Origin of the sequence: Pseudomonas sp. UC 17F4 (assembly GCF_900101695.1) — a bacterium.
In the GTDB taxonomy this organism is placed as follows: Bacteria; Pseudomonadota; Gammaproteobacteria; order Pseudomonadales; family Pseudomonadaceae; genus Aquipseudomonas.
This window is the reverse complement of record NZ_FNKV01000001.1, coordinates 957,387-977,018: the sequence shown is the minus strand read 5'-3', so window position 1 is coordinate 977,018 and position 19,632 is coordinate 957,387. Positions and strand designations below refer to the sequence as shown.

General features: G+C 62.1%; 14 protein-coding genes. 2 read left to right on the top strand and 12 right to left on the bottom strand.

The features are described 5' to 3' along the window. Positions 1 to 66: 66 nt before the first annotated feature. From BLR26_RS04425 to BLR26_RS04415, 3 genes are read right to left on the bottom strand one after another with little or no spacing between them, the layout of a single operon-like run. Positions 67 to 3,114 (bottom strand): efflux RND transporter permease subunit, encoded by a 3,048-nt coding sequence (locus BLR26_RS04425; RefSeq protein ID WP_093378316.1) that lies wholly within the window; start codon positions 3,112 to 3,114, stop codon positions 67 to 69. Continuing rightward, positions 3,111 to 4,181 (bottom strand): efflux RND transporter periplasmic adaptor subunit, encoded by a 1,071-nt coding sequence (locus tag BLR26_RS04420; protein ID WP_045201126.1) that lies wholly within the window; start codon positions 4,179 to 4,181, stop codon positions 3,111 to 3,113. Before BLR26_RS04420 ends, BLR26_RS04425 begins: the two co-directional genes overlap by 4 nt. Next, a complete protein-coding gene (locus tag BLR26_RS04415) occupies positions 4,178 to 5,269 on the bottom strand; it encodes an efflux RND transporter periplasmic adaptor subunit (RefSeq protein ID WP_093378311.1) in 1,092 nt (363 codons plus the stop codon). Before BLR26_RS04415 ends, BLR26_RS04420 begins: the two co-directional genes overlap by 4 nt. A gap of 144 nt (positions 5,270 to 5,413) precedes the next feature. On the opposite strand from BLR26_RS04415, the gene BLR26_RS04410 reads away from it, so the two are divergent. Next, a complete protein-coding gene (locus tag BLR26_RS04410; protein WP_093378306.1) occupies positions 5,414 to 6,574 on the top strand; it encodes an AAA family ATPase in 1,161 nt (386 codons plus the stop codon). Positions 6,575 to 6,644: 70 nt separating this feature from the next. Here the strand turns inward: BLR26_RS04410 and BLR26_RS04405 are convergent, their stop codons facing one another. The 7 genes from BLR26_RS04405 to BLR26_RS04375 all read right to left on the bottom strand — a co-directional run bounded on the left by BLR26_RS04405 (position 6,645) and on the right by BLR26_RS04375 (position 14,940). Further along, entirely contained in the window at positions 6,645 to 7,535 is an 891-nt protein-coding gene (locus BLR26_RS04405) for an ABC transporter permease subunit (protein WP_010221198.1), read from the bottom strand. Next, positions 7,532 to 8,452: an ABC transporter permease subunit gene (locus BLR26_RS04400; protein WP_093378301.1), complete on the bottom strand. Its 921-nt coding sequence runs from the start codon at positions 8,450 to 8,452 to the stop codon at positions 7,532 to 7,534. The genes BLR26_RS04405 and BLR26_RS04400 overlap by 4 nt, the downstream gene beginning before the upstream one ends. Next, positions 8,449 to 9,591, bottom strand: a complete 1,143-nt coding sequence (gene potA, locus BLR26_RS04395) for a polyamine ABC transporter ATP-binding protein (RefSeq protein WP_045201117.1) — start codon at positions 9,589 to 9,591, stop codon at positions 8,449 to 8,451. The genes BLR26_RS04400 and potA overlap by 4 nt, the downstream gene beginning before the upstream one ends. A gap of 59 nt (positions 9,592 to 9,650) precedes the next feature. Beyond that, on the bottom strand, positions 9,651 to 10,745 hold the full coding sequence (locus tag BLR26_RS04390; protein ID WP_093378296.1) for a polyamine ABC transporter substrate-binding protein: 1,095 nt from the start codon (positions 10,743 to 10,745) through the stop codon (positions 9,651 to 9,653). A 163-nt stretch (positions 10,746 to 10,908) separates the two neighbouring features. Continuing rightward, entirely contained in the window at positions 10,909 to 12,006 is a 1,098-nt protein-coding gene (locus tag BLR26_RS04385) for a polyamine ABC transporter substrate-binding protein (protein WP_045201113.1), read from the bottom strand. Positions 12,007 to 12,175: 169 nt separating this feature from the next. Beyond that, positions 12,176 to 13,534, bottom strand: coding sequence for an aspartate aminotransferase family protein (locus BLR26_RS04380; protein ID WP_093378291.1), 1,359 nt, complete (start codon positions 13,532 to 13,534; stop codon positions 12,176 to 12,178). A 47-nt stretch (positions 13,535 to 13,581) separates the two neighbouring features. Further along, complete coding sequence (locus BLR26_RS04375) at positions 13,582 to 14,940, bottom strand: glutamine synthetase family protein (RefSeq protein WP_045201108.1); 1,359 nt, start codon at positions 14,938 to 14,940, stop codon at positions 13,582 to 13,584. Between the two features lie 605 nt (positions 14,941 to 15,545). Here BLR26_RS04375 and BLR26_RS04365 point away from each other — a divergent pair. Continuing rightward, positions 15,546 to 16,922 (top strand): glutamine synthetase family protein, encoded by a 1,377-nt coding sequence (locus BLR26_RS04365; protein WP_045201104.1) that lies wholly within the window; start codon positions 15,546 to 15,548, stop codon positions 16,920 to 16,922. A gap of 76 nt (positions 16,923 to 16,998) precedes the next feature. Here BLR26_RS04365 and argA read toward each other — a convergent pair whose 3' ends face one another. Then, positions 16,999 to 18,297, bottom strand: coding sequence for an amino-acid N-acetyltransferase (gene argA, locus BLR26_RS04360; protein ID WP_093378282.1), 1,299 nt, complete (start codon positions 18,295 to 18,297; stop codon positions 16,999 to 17,001). Between the two features lie 115 nt (positions 18,298 to 18,412). Beyond that, a complete protein-coding gene (gene argE / locus BLR26_RS04355) occupies positions 18,413 to 19,570 on the bottom strand; it encodes an acetylornithine deacetylase (protein ID WP_093378277.1) in 1,158 nt (385 codons plus the stop codon). Between the last annotated feature and the right edge of the window lie 62 nt (positions 19,571 to 19,632).

The following is a 19,632-nucleotide window of genomic DNA, read 5'->3' as shown; positions in this document are numbered from 1 at the left end:
TCAAGCCCGCTCCCACAGAATACACCGTTGAAACTGTGGGAGCGGGCTGGACCCGCGATGGCGTAATCACTGGCGCTGCGGCTCGCGGATCTTGTACCAGGCCACGTACAGCGCCGGCAAAAACAGCAGGGTCAGCAAGGTGGCGACGATGATCCCGCCGATCATGGCGTAGGCCATCGGCCCCCAGAACACTTCGCGGGCGATCGGGATCATGCCCAGGCTCGCCGCTGCCGCAGTCAGCAAAATCGGCCGGCGCCTGTGGTTGGTCGCTTCCAGCACCGCATCCCAGGGCGAGTAGCCCTGGGCTTCGTACTCGTCGATCTGGGTCACCAGGATCACCGAGTTGCGGATGATGATGCCGATCAGCGCAAGAATCCCCAGGATCGCCACAAAGCCCATCGGCGTGCCGGTCGGCACCAGCGCCAGGACCACGCCGATCAAGCCCAGCGGCGCCACGCTGGCGACCAGGAACAGCTTCTGCACGCTGTGCAGCTGGATCATCAGGAAGGTGCCCATCATGAACAGCATCAGCGGCACCACCTTGGCGATCGGGCCCTGGGCCTTGCCGCTTTCTTCTACGGTACCGCCGGTGGCCACGGCGTAACCCACCGGCAGTTTGCTGGCGAATTCGTCGATCTGCGGCTTGAGCTCGGCCACCAGGTCGGTCGGCTGGATTTCGCCGCGCACCGAGGCCTTGATGGTGATGGTCGGTTTGCGGTCGCGACGCCATACCAGCGGCTGTTCCAGCTCATAGCGCACGGTGGCGAAGGCCAGCAGCGGGATCGAGGTGCCGTTGGGGGTGACGATCTGCAGGTTTTGCAGGGTCTGCGGCGTGCCGCGCTCGCTGTCTACGGCGCGCGCGATGACGTCGATCAGGTAGATGTTGTCGTTGACCTCGGTCACCGGCGCGCCGCTGACGATGCTGTTCATCACATTGGCCACGTCTTCGGACGACAACCCGAGCTGGCGCGCCTTGTCTTGGGCGATCTCGACCCGCAGCACCTTGCCCGGCTCGTTCCAGTCGTAAATCATCTCGCCGATGTGCTCGTTCTGGTCGAGCAGCGAGGCCAGGGCAATGGCGTGCTTGCGCACTTCATCGATGTCCTTGCCGCTGACCCGGTACTGGATTGGTCGCCCGACCGGCGGGCCCATTTCCAGTGACTGGACGTTGCTGCCAATGCCGACGAAGTCTTCACGCAGACGCTTTTGCAGGCGCGCCATCAATGCCTCGCGCGACTCCAGGCCTTTGCTGACAATCACCAGCTGGGCGTAGTACGGGTTCTGCAGTTGCTGGTCCAGCGGCAGGTAGAAACGGATCGCGCCCTGGCCGATGTAAGTGCTCCAGCGCACGATATCCGGGTCGCCCTTGAGCGTCGCTTCCAGGCGATCCACCGCCTTGCGGGTTTCCTCGATCGAGGCGTTTTGCGGCAGGTTGAGGTCGACGAGAATTTCCGGGCGGTCCGAGGACGGGAAGAACTGGTTCTGCACGAATCGCATGCAGAACACCGCCAGCACGAACAGCAACACAGTGCCGATGATGGTCAGCCAGCGATGACGCATGCACCACAGCAGGCTGTTGCCAAAGGCCTTGCCGATACGCCCCGGCTCTTCGCTGTGCGGTTTGACCTTGGTGCTGAGGATATGCACGCCGAGTACCGGGGCAAATACTACGGCCACCACCCAGGACACCAGCAAGGCGGCCGCGATCACCGCGAACAGGGTGTAGGTGTACTCCCCTGCCGAGCTGGCATTGAGGCCGATCGGCACGAAGCCCGCGACCGTCACCAGGGTACCGGTAAGCATCGGAAAGGCGGTCGAGGTGTAGGCAAAGGTGGCTGCCTGCTCCTTGCTCTCGCCCATTTCCAGGCGCGTGACCATGACCTCGACGGTGATCATCGCATCGTCCACCAACAGGCCCAGGGCAATGATCAGCGCGCCCAGGGAGATCCGCTGCATGGTGATGCCGCTGTATTCCATGAAGATGAAGACCATGGCCAGCACCAGCGGAATCGAACAGGCCACCACCAGACCGGCGCGTACCCCGAGGCTGATGAAGCTGACCACCAGGACGATCACCACCGCCTCGAACAGGGCGCTGGTAAAGCCGCCCACGGCCTCCTCTACTACCACCGCCTGGTCAGACACCGTATGCACGCCAACACCAACCGGCAACTCGGAGACCACGCGGTCCATCATCTTGTGCAGGTCGGCACCGAACACCTGGATGTTGCCGCCGGCCTTCATGCCGATGGCAAGACCAATGGCGGTCTGGCCGTTGTAGCGAAACATCGGCGCGGGTGGGTCGACAAAGCCTCGCTGGATCTCGGCGATATCCGCCAGGCGGAAAAAACGGTCGTTTATCCGCAGGTTGACCGCTTCCAGGTCTTTTTCCGAAGCGAACTGCCCGGTGGTGCGTACCGAAATGCGCTCGGGACCGGCTTCGATAACCCCCGCCGGGGTGACTGCGTTCTGGCTCTGCAGGGCCTGCAATACTTGGCGCTGGTCGATGCCGAACGACGCCAGCTTGCGGGTCGAGAAGTTCAGGTAGAGCACCTCGTCCTGGGTGCCGATCATTTCCACCTTGCCCAGGTTGGGCACTTCACGGATCTCGGCGCGCACCTGTTCGACGTAGTCGCGCAGCTGGCGCATGCTCAGGCCATCGGCGGTAAAGGCGTAGATCGAGCCGAACACGTCACCGAACTCATCGTTGAAACCCGGGCCCTGAATGCCTTGGGGAAACTCGCCGCGAATATCCTGGATCTTCTTGCGCACCTGATACCAGATCTGCGGGATGTCCGCCGCCTTGGTGGTGTCGCGCAGGTTGACGTACACGGTTGACTCGCCCGGGCGGGTGTAGCTTTTCACATAGTCGAGGGAGTCCAGCTCTTCGAGCTTCTTTTCGATGCGGTCGGTGACCTGGTACAGGGTTTCATCCTGGGTCGCACCCGGCCAGCGGGTCTGAATGACCATGGTCTTGATGGTGAACGAAGGGTCTTCCTCACGCCCCAGGTTCATGTAGGAAAACACGCCCATCAGCAAGCCGACGAACATCAGGTACCAGACAAAGGATTGGTGCTTCAGCGCCCACTCCGACAGGTTGAAGCTTCCATTCATTGCGGGTCTTCCTCGTCGACGATGACCTTCTGGCCCGGTTTGAGACTGTTTACACCGGCGGTTACTACTCGCTCGCCAGGCTGTACGCCCGAGGCCAGCACTACGCTGCCGGGGGTACGCTCAAGCAGCTTCACATCACGTGTGGCGACGGTTTTTTGCTGCGGATCGACCACCCATACCCGGGTCTTGCCGTCGCTTTCGAGCAAGGCCGACGCCGGCAGTTCGGTGCGTGGCGAAACCGCCGAGGTCAGGGTGACGCTGATAGCCGTGCCGAGACGGAACGCATTCGGCGTATCGACCAAGGTCAGGCGGGCGCGACGGGTGCGCGTGGTGGCATCGGCCTGCGGCTCCAGCTCACGCAGGGTCGCTGTGGTGTTGATATCCGGGTCCAGTTGCGAGGCCACCAGGAACTGAAGCTGCGTGTTCAATTGCTCGGCCAGGCTGGTCGGCAGGTCGATCACCGCTTCCTTGATATCCGGTCGCGCCAGGGTCACCACGGCCTGGCCGGCACTCACCGTTTGCCCGGCCTCGGCCTGCCAATTGGTGACTACGGCGCCATGGTCGGCCTTCAGCTCGCTGTAACCCAGTTGATCACGGGCCTGGTCAACCGCCGCCCGCGCCTGCTTGAGGGAGGCTCCAGTGGTCTTCAGGTCGGTCTGCGCGATGTCCAGCTGGGCCTGCGCACCCACGCCGCGATCAAACAACTGCTGCTGACGTCGGGCGTTGGCCTGGGCGTTGATCCACTGCGCCTGGATCTTCGCCAGGTCGCCCTCAGCGGCGCGCAACTGGTTGCGCTGGTCGGTGGGATCAAGGCTGGCAAGCACATCGCCTGGTTGCACTTGACTGCCGACATCGACCCAGCGCCGGGCAATCCGGCCCCCCACACGAAAGCCCAGGGTGCTTTCAAAACGGGCCTGGATGCTGCCAGCGAAACGTCCAAGATTGGCCTGTACCTGCGGCTGGGCAATGACCGACAGCACTGGTCGCACAGGTTCTGGCGCACTGGCTTGCTTGCCGCAACCTACGAGCAGTAGTGCGCCGCCCAAGACAAACGTGATTGCTTTCATTGCGCCACCCCGCTGTCCTTGAGCGGCGCGATTTCCACCTGCATGCCCGGATTTAGCAGTTGCCCGCCAGTTACCACAACGGTTTCCCCACCTTTGAGGCCATCGCCCACCACCACCTTGCCGGTCAGGTAGCGCATCACCTTGACCTTCTGCAAGCGCACCTTGTCACCCTCGCCCACCAGCCACACCGCCGGCTCATGCAGGTCTTTGGTCAGCGCTGACCAGGGCAACTCTACGCTCGGCTTGCCCTGAACTTTGCCTGTGGCAGTAACTGGCGAGCCCAGGTCCATGCCGGGCGGCACATCATTCAATGCCACCTTGACCTGCACCGTGCCGCTTTGCGCCGAAACCGTCGGGGTGACCTCACGGATGTAACCCTGAGCCTGGATTTTCGGGTTATCCACCAGGCTGACCTTGATTGCCTCACGGGTGGCCGGGGCCACCAGCAAGGCTTCGTAGACATTGAACACCGCATCGCGCTCACCATCGCGGGCCAGGCTGAAGATCGGCACCGTGGCCTGAACCACCTGGCCGACCTCGGCCTGGCGCTCGGTGATCACCCCGTCCGCCTCGGCGACCAGCGCGGTGTAGCTCAACTGCTCTCGGGCGTTGGCCAGTTGCGCCTGGGCGGCCTTGAGTGCGCTCTGGCTGCTGCGCAAGGCGGCTTCGGCCGAGTCGTACTCGCTCTGGCTGGTGTAGCCCTTGGGCAACAGTTTTTGCTGGCGAACAAAGGCCGCGGCAGTCTGGGTCACGCGCGCCTGCTCGGCGAAGACCTCGGCCTTGGCCGAGTCGACGTTGGTCTGCAGGTCCTTGGGGTCAAGCCTGGCCAGTACCTGGTTGGCCTTGATGTGATCGCCGACATCGACGCTGCGGGCAATGATCTTGCCGCCCACGCGAAAGGAAAGATCGGTCTGCACCCGCGCCTGAACATCGCCGGTCAGGGTTACGGACGCTGCGAAATCACTGGGCTGAACACGTTGAACACCAACCCTGGGCAGTTCGGCTTCAGGGGCTTTTTTTTCCCCGCATCCCGTCAGCACCAGCGACACCCCCAGGCAGACGAGCGATAAAGGACGCAACACCCTCATGCAGGCTCCTTGCATGTGCCAGATCTATTTAGGAATGCGAGTGTTAGCGTAGATCAGGGTTCCCTTGATCGCTTGTCGGTGTACACAATTCGTTCACCACGCGGAATCGGCGATACTGCCCTCTTTACCTGAATGGACGCTGCCATGCTGACCACCCTGGCTGTCGCCAACTACCGCTCGATCAATCACCTGGTACTGCCACTGGCACGCCTTAACGTCATCACCGGGCCCAACGGCAGCGGCAAGTCCAACCTGTACAAGGCCCTGCGCCTGCTCGCCGAAACGGCGCAAGGCGGTGTGGTCAACGCCCTGGCGGTGGAGGGCGGGCTGGAGTCGACGTTCTGGGCCGGCCCCGAGCAGATCAGCCGGCGCATGAGCAACGGCGAAGTCGCCATCCAGGGCGGCCCGCGCCAGCATGCACGGCGCTTGCGCCTGGGCTTTGGCGACGAAGAATTCGGCTACGCCATCGGTCTCGGCCTGCCGGAGCCGAGCAGGTCATCTTTCGCCCTCGACCCGCAGATCAAGCGCGAAAGCATCTGGGCAGGTCCGTTGTACCGCCCGGCCAGCCTGCTGGTGGACCGCCAGGGGCCGATGGTCAAGGTCCGTGAAGGCCGCCAATGGGAGGTGCTGGCGCAGCACACGCCGAGCTTCGACAGCCTGTTCGACCAGGTCGGCAACCTGCGCTCCTCACCGGAGGTGTTGCTGCTGCGCGAGCGCATCCGTGGCTGGCGCTTCTACGATCACTTTCGCACCGACCGTGATGCCCCGGCCCGCCGCCGGCAACTGGGTACGCGCACGCCGGTACTGCACCACGACGGCCGCGACCTGGCCGCCGCGCTGCAGACCATCATCGAGATCGGCGACCCGCAGGCCTTGCAGACAACCATCGCCGATGCCTTCCCGGGCGCACGCCTGGAGATCGATGCAGTGCCGGGTGGGGCGTTCGGGGTGTTGTTTCATCAAGAGGGCTTGTTGCGGCCGCTGAGCGCCGCCGAGCTATCGGACGGTACCTTGCGCTACCTGCTGCTGGTCGCCGCGCTGCTGACGCCAAGGCCGCCGACCATGATGGTGCTGAACGAGCCGGAAACCAGCTTGCACCCGGATTTGCTGCCAGCGTTGGCGCGCTTGATCGTTCGCGCCTCGGAGCAGTGTCAGGTGTGGGTGGTGTCACATGCACGCCGCCTGGTGGCAGCGCTGGAACAGGATGCGAGCTGCAATTCGATCGTGCTGGAGAAGGTGCTGGGGCAGACCCGCGTTGCCGGTCAGGGGATGCTCGATGAGCCGGCCTGGCACTGGCCGGAGTGAAAACCAATCGCGGGGCAAGCCCGCTCCTACCCATTTGTAGGAGCGGGCTTGCCCCGCGAAGGGTTTCAGATCACGCCGAAACCGGCGCCGGCGCGCGACGCACGTCCGGTTGTTTCCACGAGTCGGCAGCGCTTTCTTCGATAGCCTGCTGGATCGCCCGACGGCGACGCTCTTCGGCCTGACGGCTGAAGTACCAGACCATGAAGGTCACCAGCGACACGCTGAGCAGGATCAGGCTGGCCACGGCGTTGATTTCCGGCTTCACGCCCAGACGCACGGCAGAGAAGACTTCCATCGGCAGGGTGGTCGAACCCGGGCCCGAGACGAAGCTGGCCAGTACCAGGTCATCCAGCGACAGGGCAAAGGACATCATCCCGCCCGCTGCCAGCGACGGTGCGATCATCGGGATGGTGATCAGGAAGAACACCTTCCACGGCCGGGCACCGAGGTCCATGGCCGCTTCTTCGATCGACAGGTCGAGCTCACGCAGGCGCGCCGACACCACTACCGCCACATAGGCTGCGCAGAAGGTGGTGTGGGCGATCCAGATGGTGACGATGCCACGCTCCTGCGGCCAGCCGATCATCTGCGCCATGGCCACGAACAGCAGCAACAGCGACAGACCGGTGATCACCTCGGGCATTACCAACGGTGCGGTAACCAGGCCACCGAACAGCGTGCGGCCCTTGAAGCGGGTGACCCGGGTCAGCACGAAGGCGGCCAGGGTGCCCAGCGCCACGGCGGCGATCGCGGTGTAGCAGGCGATCTCCAGCGAGCGCATCACCGAGCCCATCAACTGGGTGTTGTCGAGCAGGCCGACGTACCACTTCACCGACCAGCCGCCCCACACCGTCACCAGCTTGGAGGCGTTGAACGAGTAGATCACCAGGATCAGCATGGGCAGGTAGATGAACAGCAGGCCCAGGACCAACATCAATTTGGAGAAACTGAAACGCTTCATGCCCTGCCCTCCATCTCTTTGGCCTGACTACGGTTGAAGAGCAGGATCGGTACGATCAGGATCGCCAGCATCACTACCGCCAGGGCAGAGGCCACTGGCCAGTCACGGTTGTTGAAGAACTCTTGCCAGAGCACTTTACCGATCATCAGGGTTTCCGGGCCGCCAAGCAGCTCAGGAATGACGAACTCGCCCACCACCGGAATGAACACCAGCATGCAGCCGGCGATGATGCCGTTCTTCGACAGCGGCACGGTGATTTTCCAGAAGCTGTTGAAGGTGCTCGAACCCAGGTCCGAGGCGGCTTCAAGCAGGCTCTGGTCATGCTTCACCAGGTTGGCGTAGAGCGGCAGGATCATGAACGGCAGGTACGAATAGACCACGCCGATATACACCGCAAGGTTGGTGTTGAGGATCTGCAACGGCTGATCGATCCAGCCCAGCCACAGCAGCAGGGCGTTGAGCAGGCCGTTGTTGCTGAGGATGCCCATCCAGGCATAGACACGGATCAGGATTGCGGTCCAGGTCGGCATCATGATCAGCAGCAACAGTACCGTCTGGGTTTCCTTGCGCGCGTTGGCGATGGCGTAGGCCATCGGATAGCCGATCAGCAGGCACAGCAGCGTGCTGACGAAGGCCATCTTCAACGACCCCAGGTACGCCGAGATGTACAGTTCGTCTTCGGTCAACAGGCCATAGTTGGCCAGGTTGAGCACCAGCTGCACCTTGTCTTCGACGTAACTGTAAATCTCGGTGTACGGCGGGATCGCCACGTCGGCTTCGGCGAAGCTGATCTTCAGAACGATGAAGAACGGCAGCATGAAGAACAGGAACAGCCAGATGAACGGCACGCCGATCACCACATGGCGCCCCTCGGGCTTTATTCGGTTGAAGGCTCGCTTGAGCTTGCGGGCGTTCATGAGCGCAGTACCACGCCGCTGTCATCCTCCCACCAGACGTAGACCTGGTCGTCCCAGGTCGGCCGGGTGCCCTGGCGCTCGGCGTTGGCAACGAACGACTGGACGATCTTGCCGCCAGGCAGCTCGACGTAGAACACCGAATGGCCACCCAGGTAGGCGATGTCGTGGACCTTGCCGCGCGACCAGTTGTGCTCGCAGGTCGGCTGCTCGGTGGTCACCAGCAGTTTTTCCGGGCGCAGGGCGTAGGTGATGCGCTTGTCTTCCACCGAAGTGGTGACACCGTGGCCGACGTAGATCTTGCGCTCAAGCTCGGGGCTGGCGATCACCGCGTGGCCTTCGGCATCGTCGACCACTTCGCCCTCGAACAGGTTGACGTTGCCGATGAACTCGCAAACCAGGCGGCTGGTCGGGGTTTCATAGATGTCGATCGGGCTGCCGATCTGGGCGATCCAGCCCAGGTGCATGATGGCGATGCGCTGGGCCATGGTCATGGCCTCTTCCTGATCGTGGGTCACCATCACACAGGTCACGCCGACCCGCTCGATGATCTCCACCAGCTCCAGTTGCATCTGCGAGCGCAGCTTCTTGTCCAGCGCGCCCATCGGCTCATCGAGCAGCAGCAGTTTCGGCCGCTTGGCCAGCGAACGGGCCAGGGCCACACGCTGACGCTGGCCACCGGAGAGCTGGTGCGGCTTGCGCTTGGCGTACTGGGTCATGTGCACCAGCTTGAGCATCTCGGCCACGCGGGCGTCGATCTCAGACCTGGGCATGCGGTCCTGCTGCAGGCCGAAGGCGATGTTCTGCGCCACGGTCATGTGCGGGAACAATGCGTACGACTGGAACATCATGTTGATCGGCCGCTCGTAGGGCGGCATATCGGTGATGTCTACACCATCGAGGAAGATACGCCCTTCGGTGGGCCGTTCGAAGCCGGCGAGCATGCGCAGCAAGGTGGATTTGCCCGAACCGGAACCACCGAGCAGGGCGAAGATCTCGCCCTTCTTGATTTCCAGGGACACATCGTCCACGGCGACCGTTTCGTCGAACTTTTTCGTGACCCGGTCGATTTTGACCAGCACCTGTTTAGGTTGCTGGTCGCCCTCGAGGGCTTTCTTATAGGCACCGGAGGCAACTGCCATTTGTGAAACTCCCAACAAGATTTTTTGCGTCCGCCCCTGCCGTGACGGACCCTGGATTTTTACTTGCCCGACTTGACCTTGGTCCAGCTACGGGTCATCAACCGTTGCACCTTGGGAGGCAGCTCGGAGTTGACGTACAACTTGTCCAGCACTTCTTGCGGTGGGTAAACCGCTGCGTCGGTTCGCACGCTCTGGTCCATCAGATCGCCAGCCTTGGGGTTCGGGTTGGCGTAACCGACGTAATCACTGACCTGGGCAATTACCTCAGGCTGCAGCAAATAGTTGATGAAGGCATGGGCCTCTTTGACATTCTTGGAGTCCTTGGGGATCGCCAGCATGTCGAACCAGAGGTTGCCGCCTTCCTTGGGAATCGCATAGGCCACCTTGACGCCCTTGCCGGCTTCTTCGGCGCGGGACTTGGCCTGGAATACATCGCCGGAGAAACCGGCAGCCACGCAGATGTCGCCGTTGGCAAGATCCGAGATGTACTTGGAGGAGTGGAAGTAGGTCACGTAGGGACGTACGGCCAAAAGCTTTTTCTCGGCATCGGCGTAGTCCTTGGGGTTGGTGCTGTTGGGGTCGCGCCCCATGTAGTTGAGCACCGCCGGGAGCATCTCGTCGGCCGAGTCGAGGAACGCGACTCCGCACTTGGAGAGCTTCTTGATGTTCTCCGGCTCGAGCAGCACGGCCCAGGAATCGATCTTGTCGGTACCCAGCGCCGCCTTGACCTTGTCGACGTTATAGCCGATGCCATTGGTGCCCCACAGGTAGGGGACGGCGTACTGGTTGCCCGGGTCGTTCTTTTCCAGGCGCTTCATCAGCGCCGGGTCGAGGTTCGCATAGTTTGGCAGCAGCGCCTTGTCGAGCTTCTGAAACGCGCCCGCCTTGATCTGCTTGCCGAGGAAATGGTTGGACGGCACCACCACGTCATAGCCGGTGCGACCAGCCAGCAGTTTGCCTTCCAGGGTTTCGTTGGAGTCGAAGACATCTTGCACCGGCTTGATGCCAGTGGCTTTTTCGAAGTCCGCGAGGGTGGTCTGACCGATGTAGTCGGACCAGTTATAAATGTGCACCGTGGGCGCCGCTTGGACGCTGATCGCCAGCGTCAGACCCGCTCCAGCCAACATGGCCTTGCGAAATACAGAAATAGACAAGTGGGAGGTCCTCACAAATGTGCCCGTGGCAAACGGCAGAAATACCTGCCGGATAAGCAAACCGGCGCGCAACTTACCTTCGATGCACTCATGCCGCAAAAAAAATTTGTGCTTTCATGCTCCCCGGGCGGGATTTACACCGCGCCCAGGGAGGTCACCGCTGTTACTTGCCCGACTTGATCTTGGTCCAGCTGCGCGTGATTTCGCGCTGGGCCTTGGCACCCGGGTCAGCAATTGCGTACAGCTGCTTCTTCACATCAGCCGGTGGGTAGATGCTCGGATCGCCCGAGATGTCCTTGTCCACCAGTGCGGTGGCCGCCTTGTTGCCGTTCGGGAAACGGACGGCATTGGTGATCTCGGCCATGATTTCCGGCTGCATCAGGAAATCCATGAACTTGTAGGCGGCGTCGACGTTGACGGCATCTTTAGGGATGGCAACCATGTCGTAGAAGGTACCGGCGCCTTCTTTCGGAATGATGTAGTCGAGCTTGACCTTGTCGCCGGCTTCGTGGGCACGTGCCTTGGACTGCTCCAGGTCACCCGAATAACCTACGGCCACGCAGATGTTGCCGTTGGCCAGGTCCGAGATGTACTTGGAGGAGTGGAAGTAGCCGATCGAAGGACGCACGCTGAGGAACAGGTCTTCGGCGGCTTTGAGGTCTTCTTTTTTCGTGCTGTTGGTCGGCTTGCCCAAGTAGTGCAGCGCCGCCGGAATCATCTCGGTCGGGGCATCGAGGAAGCTCACGCCGCAGCTTTTGAGCTTGGCGATGTTTTCCGGCTTGAACACCACGTCCCAGGAATCGATCTTGTCGACGCCCAGCGCCGCCTTGACCTTCTCCGGGTTGTAGCCGATGCCGATGGAGCCCCACATGTACGGGAACGCATGCTTGTTGCCCGGGTCGCTGGCATCGCCAACGGCCTTGAGCAGGTCTTCGTCGAGGTTCTTCCAGTTTGGCAGCTTGGACTTGTCCAGCTCCTGATAGACGCCAGCCTTGATCTGCTTGGCCAGGAAGTTGTTCGACGGTACCACCACGTCGTAACCGGACTTGCCTGCCAGCAACTTGGCTTCGAGGGTTTCGTTGCTGTCGAAGACGTCGTAGACGACCTTGATACCGGACTGTTTCTCGAACTTGGCGACGGTGTCTGGTGCGATGTAGTCGGACCAGTTATAGACGTGCAGTACTTTGTCATCCGCCTGAACAGCACTGGCCATGGCGCCCATCAGGGACACGGCCAACAACGTCTTGCCCAATTTCTTCATGCGTAATGCTCCAGAATTTTTTATTTAGCCATCTGTTCAGCGGCCGGCTTATTCGGCGCAAGCTCCGAGCGACTGAAACAGCCGCTAGTCTGGCAAGTTACAAGGCGCTCTTTCAACAACAGAGGCGCCTTGAAACCCATTGATGCCATTACGCCAGCCTAGCACCTGGCTATTTCAGCGCTTCGAGCGTCAGGTCCAGGCATTTGCGCGCCTTTTCCACCAGCTCGTCGATCTCGGCGTGGCTGATCACCAGCGGCGGCGCGATGATCATGGTGTCGCCCACGGCGCGCATGATCAGGCCGTTGTCGAAGCAGAACTGGCGGCAGATCATGCCGGCACCCTGGCCTTCGTAACGGGCACGGGTGGCCTTGTCCTTGACCAGCTCGATGGCACCGAGCATGCCCAGGCCACGCACTTCGCCCACCAGCGGGTGATCGTTGAGCTCACGCAGACGTTTCTGCAAATACGGTGCCGTTTCGGCCTGAACCCGCTCGATGATCTTCTCGTCGCGCAGGATCCGCAGGTTTTCCAGGCCTACCGCCGCCGCCACCGGGTGGCCGGAGTAAGTGAAGCCGTGGTTGAAGTCGCCGCCTTGGCTAAGCACCTTGGCCACTTCGTCACGTACGATCACACCGCCCATGGGGATGTAACCGGAGGTCAGGCCCTTGGCGATGGTCATCAGGTCGGGCTTGAGGTCGTAGTAATCGGAACCGAACCACTCGCCAGTGCGACCGAAGCCACAGATCACTTCGTCGGCAATGAACAGGATGTCGTACTTGGCGAGGATCTCCTTGATCTTCGGCCAGTAGGTTTCTGGCGGAATGATCACCCCGCCGGCGCCCTGGATCGGCTCGGCAATAAAGGCGGCGACCTTGTCTTCGCCGACTTCGAGGATTTTCTTTTCCAGCTGCTCGGCAGCCCAGACCCCGAACTCGTCCGGGGTCATGTCACCGCCCTCACCGAACCAGTATGGCTGCGGGATGTGCTCGATGCCCGGCAGCGTGCCACCCTGGGCATGCATGCCGCTCATGCCGCCCAGGGCGGCGCCGGCCACGGTGGAGCCGTGATAGCCATTGATACGGCCAATGATCACCTGTTTCTGCGGCTTGCCCTTGAGCGCCCAGTAGTGGCGGACCATGCGCAGGTTGGTGTCGTTGCCTTCAGAACCGGAACCGGTGAAGAACACATGGGTCATGCCCTTGGGTGCCACGGCGGTAACCGCCTTGGCCAGCTCCAGTGCCGGTGGGTGGGCAGTCTGGAAGAACAGGTTGTAGTACGGCAGCTCGCGCATCTGCTTGGCGGCCACTTCAACCAGCTCTTCACGGCCATAACCGACCGCCACGCACCACAGGCCCGCCATGCCATCGAGGATTTTGTTGCCCTCGCTGTCCCACAGGTGCACGCCCTCGGCTTTGGTGATGATCCGCGGCCCCTTCTCTTTCAGCTGTTGGTAGTCACTGAAAGGTGCCAGGTGATGCTCACTGCTAAGGGTTTGCCACTCACGGGTTTGCGGGTTGTTGACGCTCATGTGCTTCTCCGTTTGTTGACGGCCGCGGTCCTGCGGCTCCGGGTTGATCAGACCGCAAACAGCAGGAACTCACGTTCCCAGGAGCTGATTACGCGTTTGAAGTTTTCATGCTCGGCGCGTTTGGTGGCGACGTAGCCGGTAATGAATTTCTTGCCCAGGTAGGGTTCCAGGGCCTTGCAGTTTTCCATGCGCTCGAGGGCGTCCTCGATGGTCAGCGGCAGGCGCAGGTTACGCCGCTCGTAACCACGACCCTGTACCGGCGCGCTCGGCTTGATGCCTTCGACCATGCCGATGAAACCGCACAGCAGGCTGGCGGCGATCGCCAGGTAGGGGTTGGCGTCGGCGCCTGGCAGGCGGTTCTCGACCCGGCGGTTCTGCGGGCCGGCATCCGGTACGCGCAGGCCGACGGTACGGTTCTCTTCGCCCCACTCGACGTTCACCGGCGCCGAGGTGTCGGGCAGGAAGCGGCGGAACGAGTTGACGTTGGGGGCGAACAGCGGCAGCACCACCGGGATGAACTTCTGCAGGCCGCCGACGTGGTTGAGGAACAGCTCGCTCATGCGCCCGTCTTCGTCCGAGAAGATGTTCTTGCCGGTGTGCACGTCGATGATGCTCTGGTGCAGGTGCATGGCGCTGCCCGGCTCGCCGGTCATCGGCTTGGCCATGAAGGTGGCGGCGACGTTGTGCTTGAGCGCAGCCTCGCGCATGGTGCGCTTGAACACCAGAATCTGGTCGGCCAGCGACAAGGCATTCCCGTGACGGAAGTTGATTTCCATCTGCGCCGTGCCGTCTTCGTGGATCAGCGTGTCGAGGTCCAGGTTCTGCAGCTCGCACCAGTCGTAGACGTCCTCGAACAGCGGGTCGAATTCGTTGGCCGCTTCAATAGAGAAGGACTGGCGACCGGTTTCCGGGCGCCCGGAGCGGCCAATCGGCGGCTGCAGGGGGAAGTCCGGGTCTTCGCAGCGCTTGGTCAGGTAGAACTCCATCTCTGGCGCCACGATCGGCTGCCAGCCCTTGTCGGCGTAGAGCTTCAAAACCTTCTTGAGCACGTTGCGCGGCGACAGCTCGACCGGGTTGCCCTGCTTGTCGTAGGTGTCGTGGATCACCTGGGCGGTCGGCTCGATGGCCCAGGGCACGAGAAACACCGCGTTCTCGTCGGGGCGGCAGATCATGTCGATGTCGGCCGGGTCGAGCAGTTCGTAATAGATGTCGTCATCGACATAGTCGCCGGTCACGGTCTGCAGCAACACGCTCTCGGGCAGGCGCATGCCTTTTTCGGCGATGAACTTGTTGGTCGGCGAGATCTTGCCGCGGGTGATACCGGTGAGGTCGCTGATCAGGCACTCGACTTCGGTGATCTTGTGTTCTTTCAACCAATCGGTGAGCTGGTCGAGGTTGCTACTCATAAATACCTCAGGAGGTAAATGTCTGGACTGACGTCAGGACGTGACCCGGAGTGGGCCGTCCCAGACATTCTGGATGCCCCACGGGGCTAAAGCAAAAGTCAGGCGCAGGGAGGCCGCAACGGGCAGTTCCCGCAAGGCTGACGAGCCCGCTATAGTGATGGCAGAGGTCATTCGAAGTAGCGTCGACAGCAGGCAGGACGCCTGGGCCGTCAATTATTTCAGCCGGGGCGCAAGGTGCTGGCGCAGGGCGCAAGCCACCCGCGAGGAATGCGTGCAAACCGTTCTGTGAACGGCGGGCGATGATGCCGGTTGTCGGCAGGCGTGACATGTAACCCCCGGTATTATTGGTGTTATGGGTTGCCACCGAGCTTAGCCTTGTTCATTTTTTTACACAACACCCCCGTAAAAAATAGAACACGGCCCGCTCAAGATCGCCGTTACCGTACGAAAGCAGCCCTTGTCGGCGCCCCCAATTGCAGCAAAAATGCCGCTTGAGGGCCATTTTAGGGCATCATGGGGCTGGCTTGACTTCAGCAAGGCTTTCCGATTGACTGAACCTGCAAGCCCCCATTGATTGATATTTTTAACAACAAAGGTGTTGCATCATGTCGGTACCCCCGCGTGCCGTTCAGCTTAACGAAGCGAACGCGTTCCTTAAGGAACATCCTGAGGTTCTCTACGTTGACCTTCTGATTGCAGATATGAATGGTGTGGTGCGCGGCAAGCGCATCGAGCGCACCAGCCTCCACAAGGTTTACGAGAAAGGCATCAACCTGCCGGCCTCCCTCTTCGCCCTGGATATCAACGGCTCGACCGTCGAAAGCACCGGCCTTGGCCTGGACATCGGCGATGCCGACCGCATCTGCTATCCAATCCCGGACACCCTGTCCAACGAGCCCTGGCAAAAGCGCCCGACCGCGCAACTGCTGATGACCATGCACGAGCTCGAAGGCGAACCGTTCTTCGCTGACCCGCGGGAAGTCCTGCGCCAGGTCGTGAGCAAGTTCGACGAGCTGGGCCTGACCATCTGCGCCGCATTCGAGCTTGAGTTCTACCTGATCGACCAGGAGAACGTGAACGGCCGCCCGCAACCGCCGCGCTCGCCGATCTCCGGCAAACGCCCGATCTCGACCCAGGTCTACCTGATCGACGACCTCGACGAATACGTCGACTGCCTCCAGGACATCCTCGAGGGTGCCAAGGAACAAGGCATTCCGGCTGACGCCATCGTCAAGGAAAGCGCCCCGGCACAGTTCGAAGTCAACCTGCACCACGTTGCCGACCCGATGAAGGCCTGCGACTACGCGGTACTGCTCAAGCGCCTGATCAAGAACATTGCCTACGACCATGAGATGGACACCACCTTCATGGCCAAGCCCTACCCGGGCCAGGCGGGTAATGGTCTGCATGTCCATATCTCGGTGCTGGACAAAGATGGCAAGAACATCTTCACCAGCGAGGATCCCGAGCAGAACGCCGCACTGCGTCACGCGATCGGCGGTGTGCTCGAGACCCTACCGGCGTCGATGGCGTTCCTGTGCCCGAACGTCAACTCGTACCGCCGTTTTGGTGCCCAGTTCTACGTGCCGAACTCGCCTAGCTGGGGCCTGGACAACCGTACCGTGGCCCTGCGCGTGCCGACCGGCACCCCGGACGCCGTGCGCATCGAACACCGCGTAGCCGGTGCCGATGCCAACCCGTACCTGCTGATGGCCGCTGTACTGGCCGGTGTTCACCATGGCCTGACCAACAAGGTCGACCCGGGCGAACCGGTTGAAGGCAACTCCTACGAGCAGAACGAGCAGAGCCTGCCGAACAACCTGCGTGATGCCCTGCGCGAGCTGGACGACAGCGAGATCCTGGCCCGGTACATCGATCCGAAATACATCGATATCTTCGTGGCCTGTAAAGAGAGCGAGCTGGAGGAGTTCGAACACTCCATCTCCGACCTTGAGTACAACTGGTATCTGCATACCGTTTGATGCTTGAGGGCCTTATCGCGGGTCAAGCCCGCTCCCACAAATATCTTCTGTGGGAGCGGGCTTGACCCGCGATGCTTTACAGCGCTTTTTCGAAGATCTTCGAATTGCGCTGATAGTTGTACAGCGATGCCCGCGCCGCCGGCAGCCGCTCGACCCCGCTCGGCACAAACCCCCGCTCCCTGAACCAGTGCGCCGTGCGCGTGGTCAGCACAAACAGGGTATTGAGCCCCATCGCGCGCGCCCGCGTTTCGATGCGCTCAAGCAGCTCGTCACCGCGACCGCCGTGGCGATACTCCGGGTTGACCGCCAGGCACGCCAGCTCGCCCGCTTCGGAATCGGCAATCGGGTACAGCGCCGCACAGGCGATGATCATGCCCTCGCGCTCGACCACACTGAACTGCTCGATCTCACGCTCCAGCACCTCACGCGAACGGCGCACGAGAATGCCCTGCTCCTCCAGCGGGCTGATCAGGTCGAGCAAGCCGCCGACATCCTCGATCGCGGCTTCACGCACCTTCTCGAACTGTTCCTGGGCCACCAGGGTACCGCCACCATCGCGGGTGAACAGCTCGGTGAGCAAGGCGCCATCTTCGCCATAGCTGACGATATGACTGCGCGCCACACCGCCCCGGCAGGCTTCGGCGGCGGCATCAAGCAGCTCGCCCTGGTAGTCGCTGCCCAGACGCTGCAGGTGCGCCGGCACTTGCTGGGGGCGCAGTTCGCGTACCAGCCGGCCCTGTTCATCGAGCAGGCCGCGCTCGGCGCCGAACAGCAGCAGCTTGTCAGCATTCAGTTCAATCGCGGCGCGAGTGGCGACGTCTTCACAGGCGAGGTTGAAGATCTCGCCGGTGGGCGAATAGCCCAAAGGCGAAAGCACGACGATAGAGCGCTCGTCGAGCAGGCGATTGATACCTTTGCGGTCGACCCGGCGCACTTCGCCGGTGTGGTGGTAATCAACGCCTTCGACCACGCCGATCGGCCGCGCGGTAACCAGGTTGCCGGCAGCCACGCGCAGGCGTGAGCCCTGCATCGGCGAGGCGGCCATATCCATCGACAGGCGCGCCTCGATGGCGATGCGCAAGTGGCCTACGGCATCGATCACGCATTCAAGCGTCGCCGCATCGGTGATGCGCATGCCGCGGTGGTAGTGCGGGGTCAGGCCGCGGGCCGCCAGGCGGCTTTCGATCTGCGGGCGCGAGCCGTGGACCAGCACCAGGCGCACGCCAAGGCTGTGCAACAGCACCAGGTCGTGAACGATATTGCCGAAGTTGGGGTGCTCGACGCCGTCACCGGGCAGCATGACCACAAAGGTGCAGTCGCGGTGGGCGTTGATGTAAGGCGAAGCATGACGCAGCCAATTGACGTATTCGGGCATAACCGGAGAGCCTGTAGAAAATAGGGACAAGAACGGGAAAGCACACAGCGCTCGAAGGGTTATCGTCGGAACAGGCTTGGCGTCACGCGCAATCTCCTCTGCAAAACGGTTCAGCTCAGCGGGCAATTACCGGGCTGAGGCAATAATGTTCGATCAACTCACGCAATAGACGCACGGTAGGCTGCAAGCGTGACATTTCAAGGTATTCGCCCGGCTGGTGGGCGCAGGCGATGTCGCCGGGGCCCAGTACCAGGGTCTCGCAACCCAGGCGCTGAAGATAAGGCGCTTCGGTGCCAAAGGCTACCGCTTCGGCGCGATGGCCGGTAAGACGTTCGGCGACCCGTACCAGTTCCGCATCGGCGGCCTGCTCGAACGGCGGTACCTCGGGGAACAGCGGCGCGTAGTCGATGCGCACCTGATGCTGCTCGGCCAGCGGCGCCAGTTTGTGCCGGATGGCGTTGCGCAGTACTTCAGGGTCCATGCCCGGCAGCGGGCGCAGGTCGAACTCCAGGGCGCACTGCCCGCAGATGCGGTTGGGGTTGTCGCCGCCGTGGATGCAGCCGAAGTTCATCGTCGGTTGCGGCACGCTGAACTGGGCATTGTTGTATTCCCGCTGCCACTGCCGGCGCAGGCTCATCAGCTCGCCCATCACCTGGTGCATGGCCTCCAGCGCGCTGTGGCCCAGGCTCGGATCGGACGAATGGCCACTGCGCCCAAGAATGTCGATGCGCTCCATCATCACCCCTTTGTGCAGGCGGATCGGCTTGAGCCCGGTCGGCTCGCCGATCACCGCCGCACGGCCCAGCGGCCGGCCGGCCTCGGCCAGGGCGCGGGCGCCGGCCATCGAGCTCTCTTCGTCACAGGTGGCGAGAATCAACAATGGCTGCTTGAAGTCATGCGTCAGCAGCGGCTGCACGGCCTCGATGATCAGGGCGAAGAAGCCCTTCATGTCGCAACTGCCCAGGCCCACCCAGCGGCCGTCGACCTCGGTCAGCTTGAGCGGGTCGGTCTGCCACAGCTCAGGATCATACGGCACGGTATCGCTGTGCCCGGCCAGCACCAGGCCGCCCGGGCCGCTGCCGTAGCTCGCCAGCAGGTTGTACTTGCCCGGGGTCACCTGCTGAATGTCACAGGCAAAACCCAGGTCCCCCAGCCAGCCGGCCAGCAGGTCTATCACCGCACGGTTGGACTGATCCAGCGACGGCTGGGTACAGCTGACCGATGGCGCGGCGATCAGGGCGGCGAACTGCTCTTTGAGCGATGGCAACGGCATGCGCTTTCTCCTTGGGCGAAGCTCATCATAGGGCCATCCGGCACCGGGAATAAACCGCCGCG

What these genes read in the sequence shown, in the direction of transcription:
- BLR26_RS04375 (WP_045201108.1), bottom strand. Translation starts at nt 14,940, where the DNA reads ATGAGTAGCAACCTCGACCAGCTCACCGATTGGTTGAAAGAACACAAG.
- argE (WP_093378277.1), bottom strand. Translation starts at nt 19,570, where the DNA reads ATGCCGTTGCCATCGCTCAAAGAGCAGTTCGCCGCCCTGATCGCCGCG.
- BLR26_RS04400 (WP_093378301.1), bottom strand. Translation starts at nt 8,452, where the DNA reads ATGAACGCCCGCAAGCTCAAGCGAGCCTTCAACCGAATAAAGCCCGAG.
- BLR26_RS04410 (WP_093378306.1), top strand. Translation starts at nt 5,414, where the DNA reads ATGCTGACCACCCTGGCTGTCGCCAACTACCGCTCGATCAATCACCTG.
- potA (WP_045201117.1), bottom strand. Translation starts at nt 9,591, where the DNA reads ATGGCAGTTGCCTCCGGTGCCTATAAGAAAGCCCTCGAGGGCGACCAG.
- BLR26_RS04385 (WP_045201113.1), bottom strand. Translation starts at nt 12,006, where the DNA reads ATGAAGAAATTGGGCAAGACGTTGTTGGCCGTGTCCCTGATGGGCGCC.
- BLR26_RS04415 (WP_093378311.1), bottom strand. Translation starts at nt 5,269, where the DNA reads ATGAGGGTGTTGCGTCCTTTATCGCTCGTCTGCCTGGGGGTGTCGCTG.
- argA (WP_093378282.1), bottom strand. Translation starts at nt 18,297, where the DNA reads ATGCCCGAATACGTCAATTGGCTGCGTCATGCTTCGCCTTACATCAAC.
- BLR26_RS04425 (WP_093378316.1), bottom strand. Translation starts at nt 3,114, where the DNA reads ATGAATGGAAGCTTCAACCTGTCGGAGTGGGCGCTGAAGCACCAATCC.
- BLR26_RS04380 (WP_093378291.1), bottom strand. Translation starts at nt 13,534, where the DNA reads ATGAGCGTCAACAACCCGCAAACCCGTGAGTGGCAAACCCTTAGCAGT.
- BLR26_RS04365 (WP_045201104.1), top strand. Translation starts at nt 15,546, where the DNA reads ATGTCGGTACCCCCGCGTGCCGTTCAGCTTAACGAAGCGAACGCGTTC.
- BLR26_RS04420 (WP_045201126.1), bottom strand. Translation starts at nt 4,181, where the DNA reads ATGAAAGCAATCACGTTTGTCTTGGGCGGCGCACTACTGCTCGTAGGT.
- BLR26_RS04405 (WP_010221198.1), bottom strand. Translation starts at nt 7,535, where the DNA reads ATGAAGCGTTTCAGTTTCTCCAAATTGATGTTGGTCCTGGGCCTGCTG.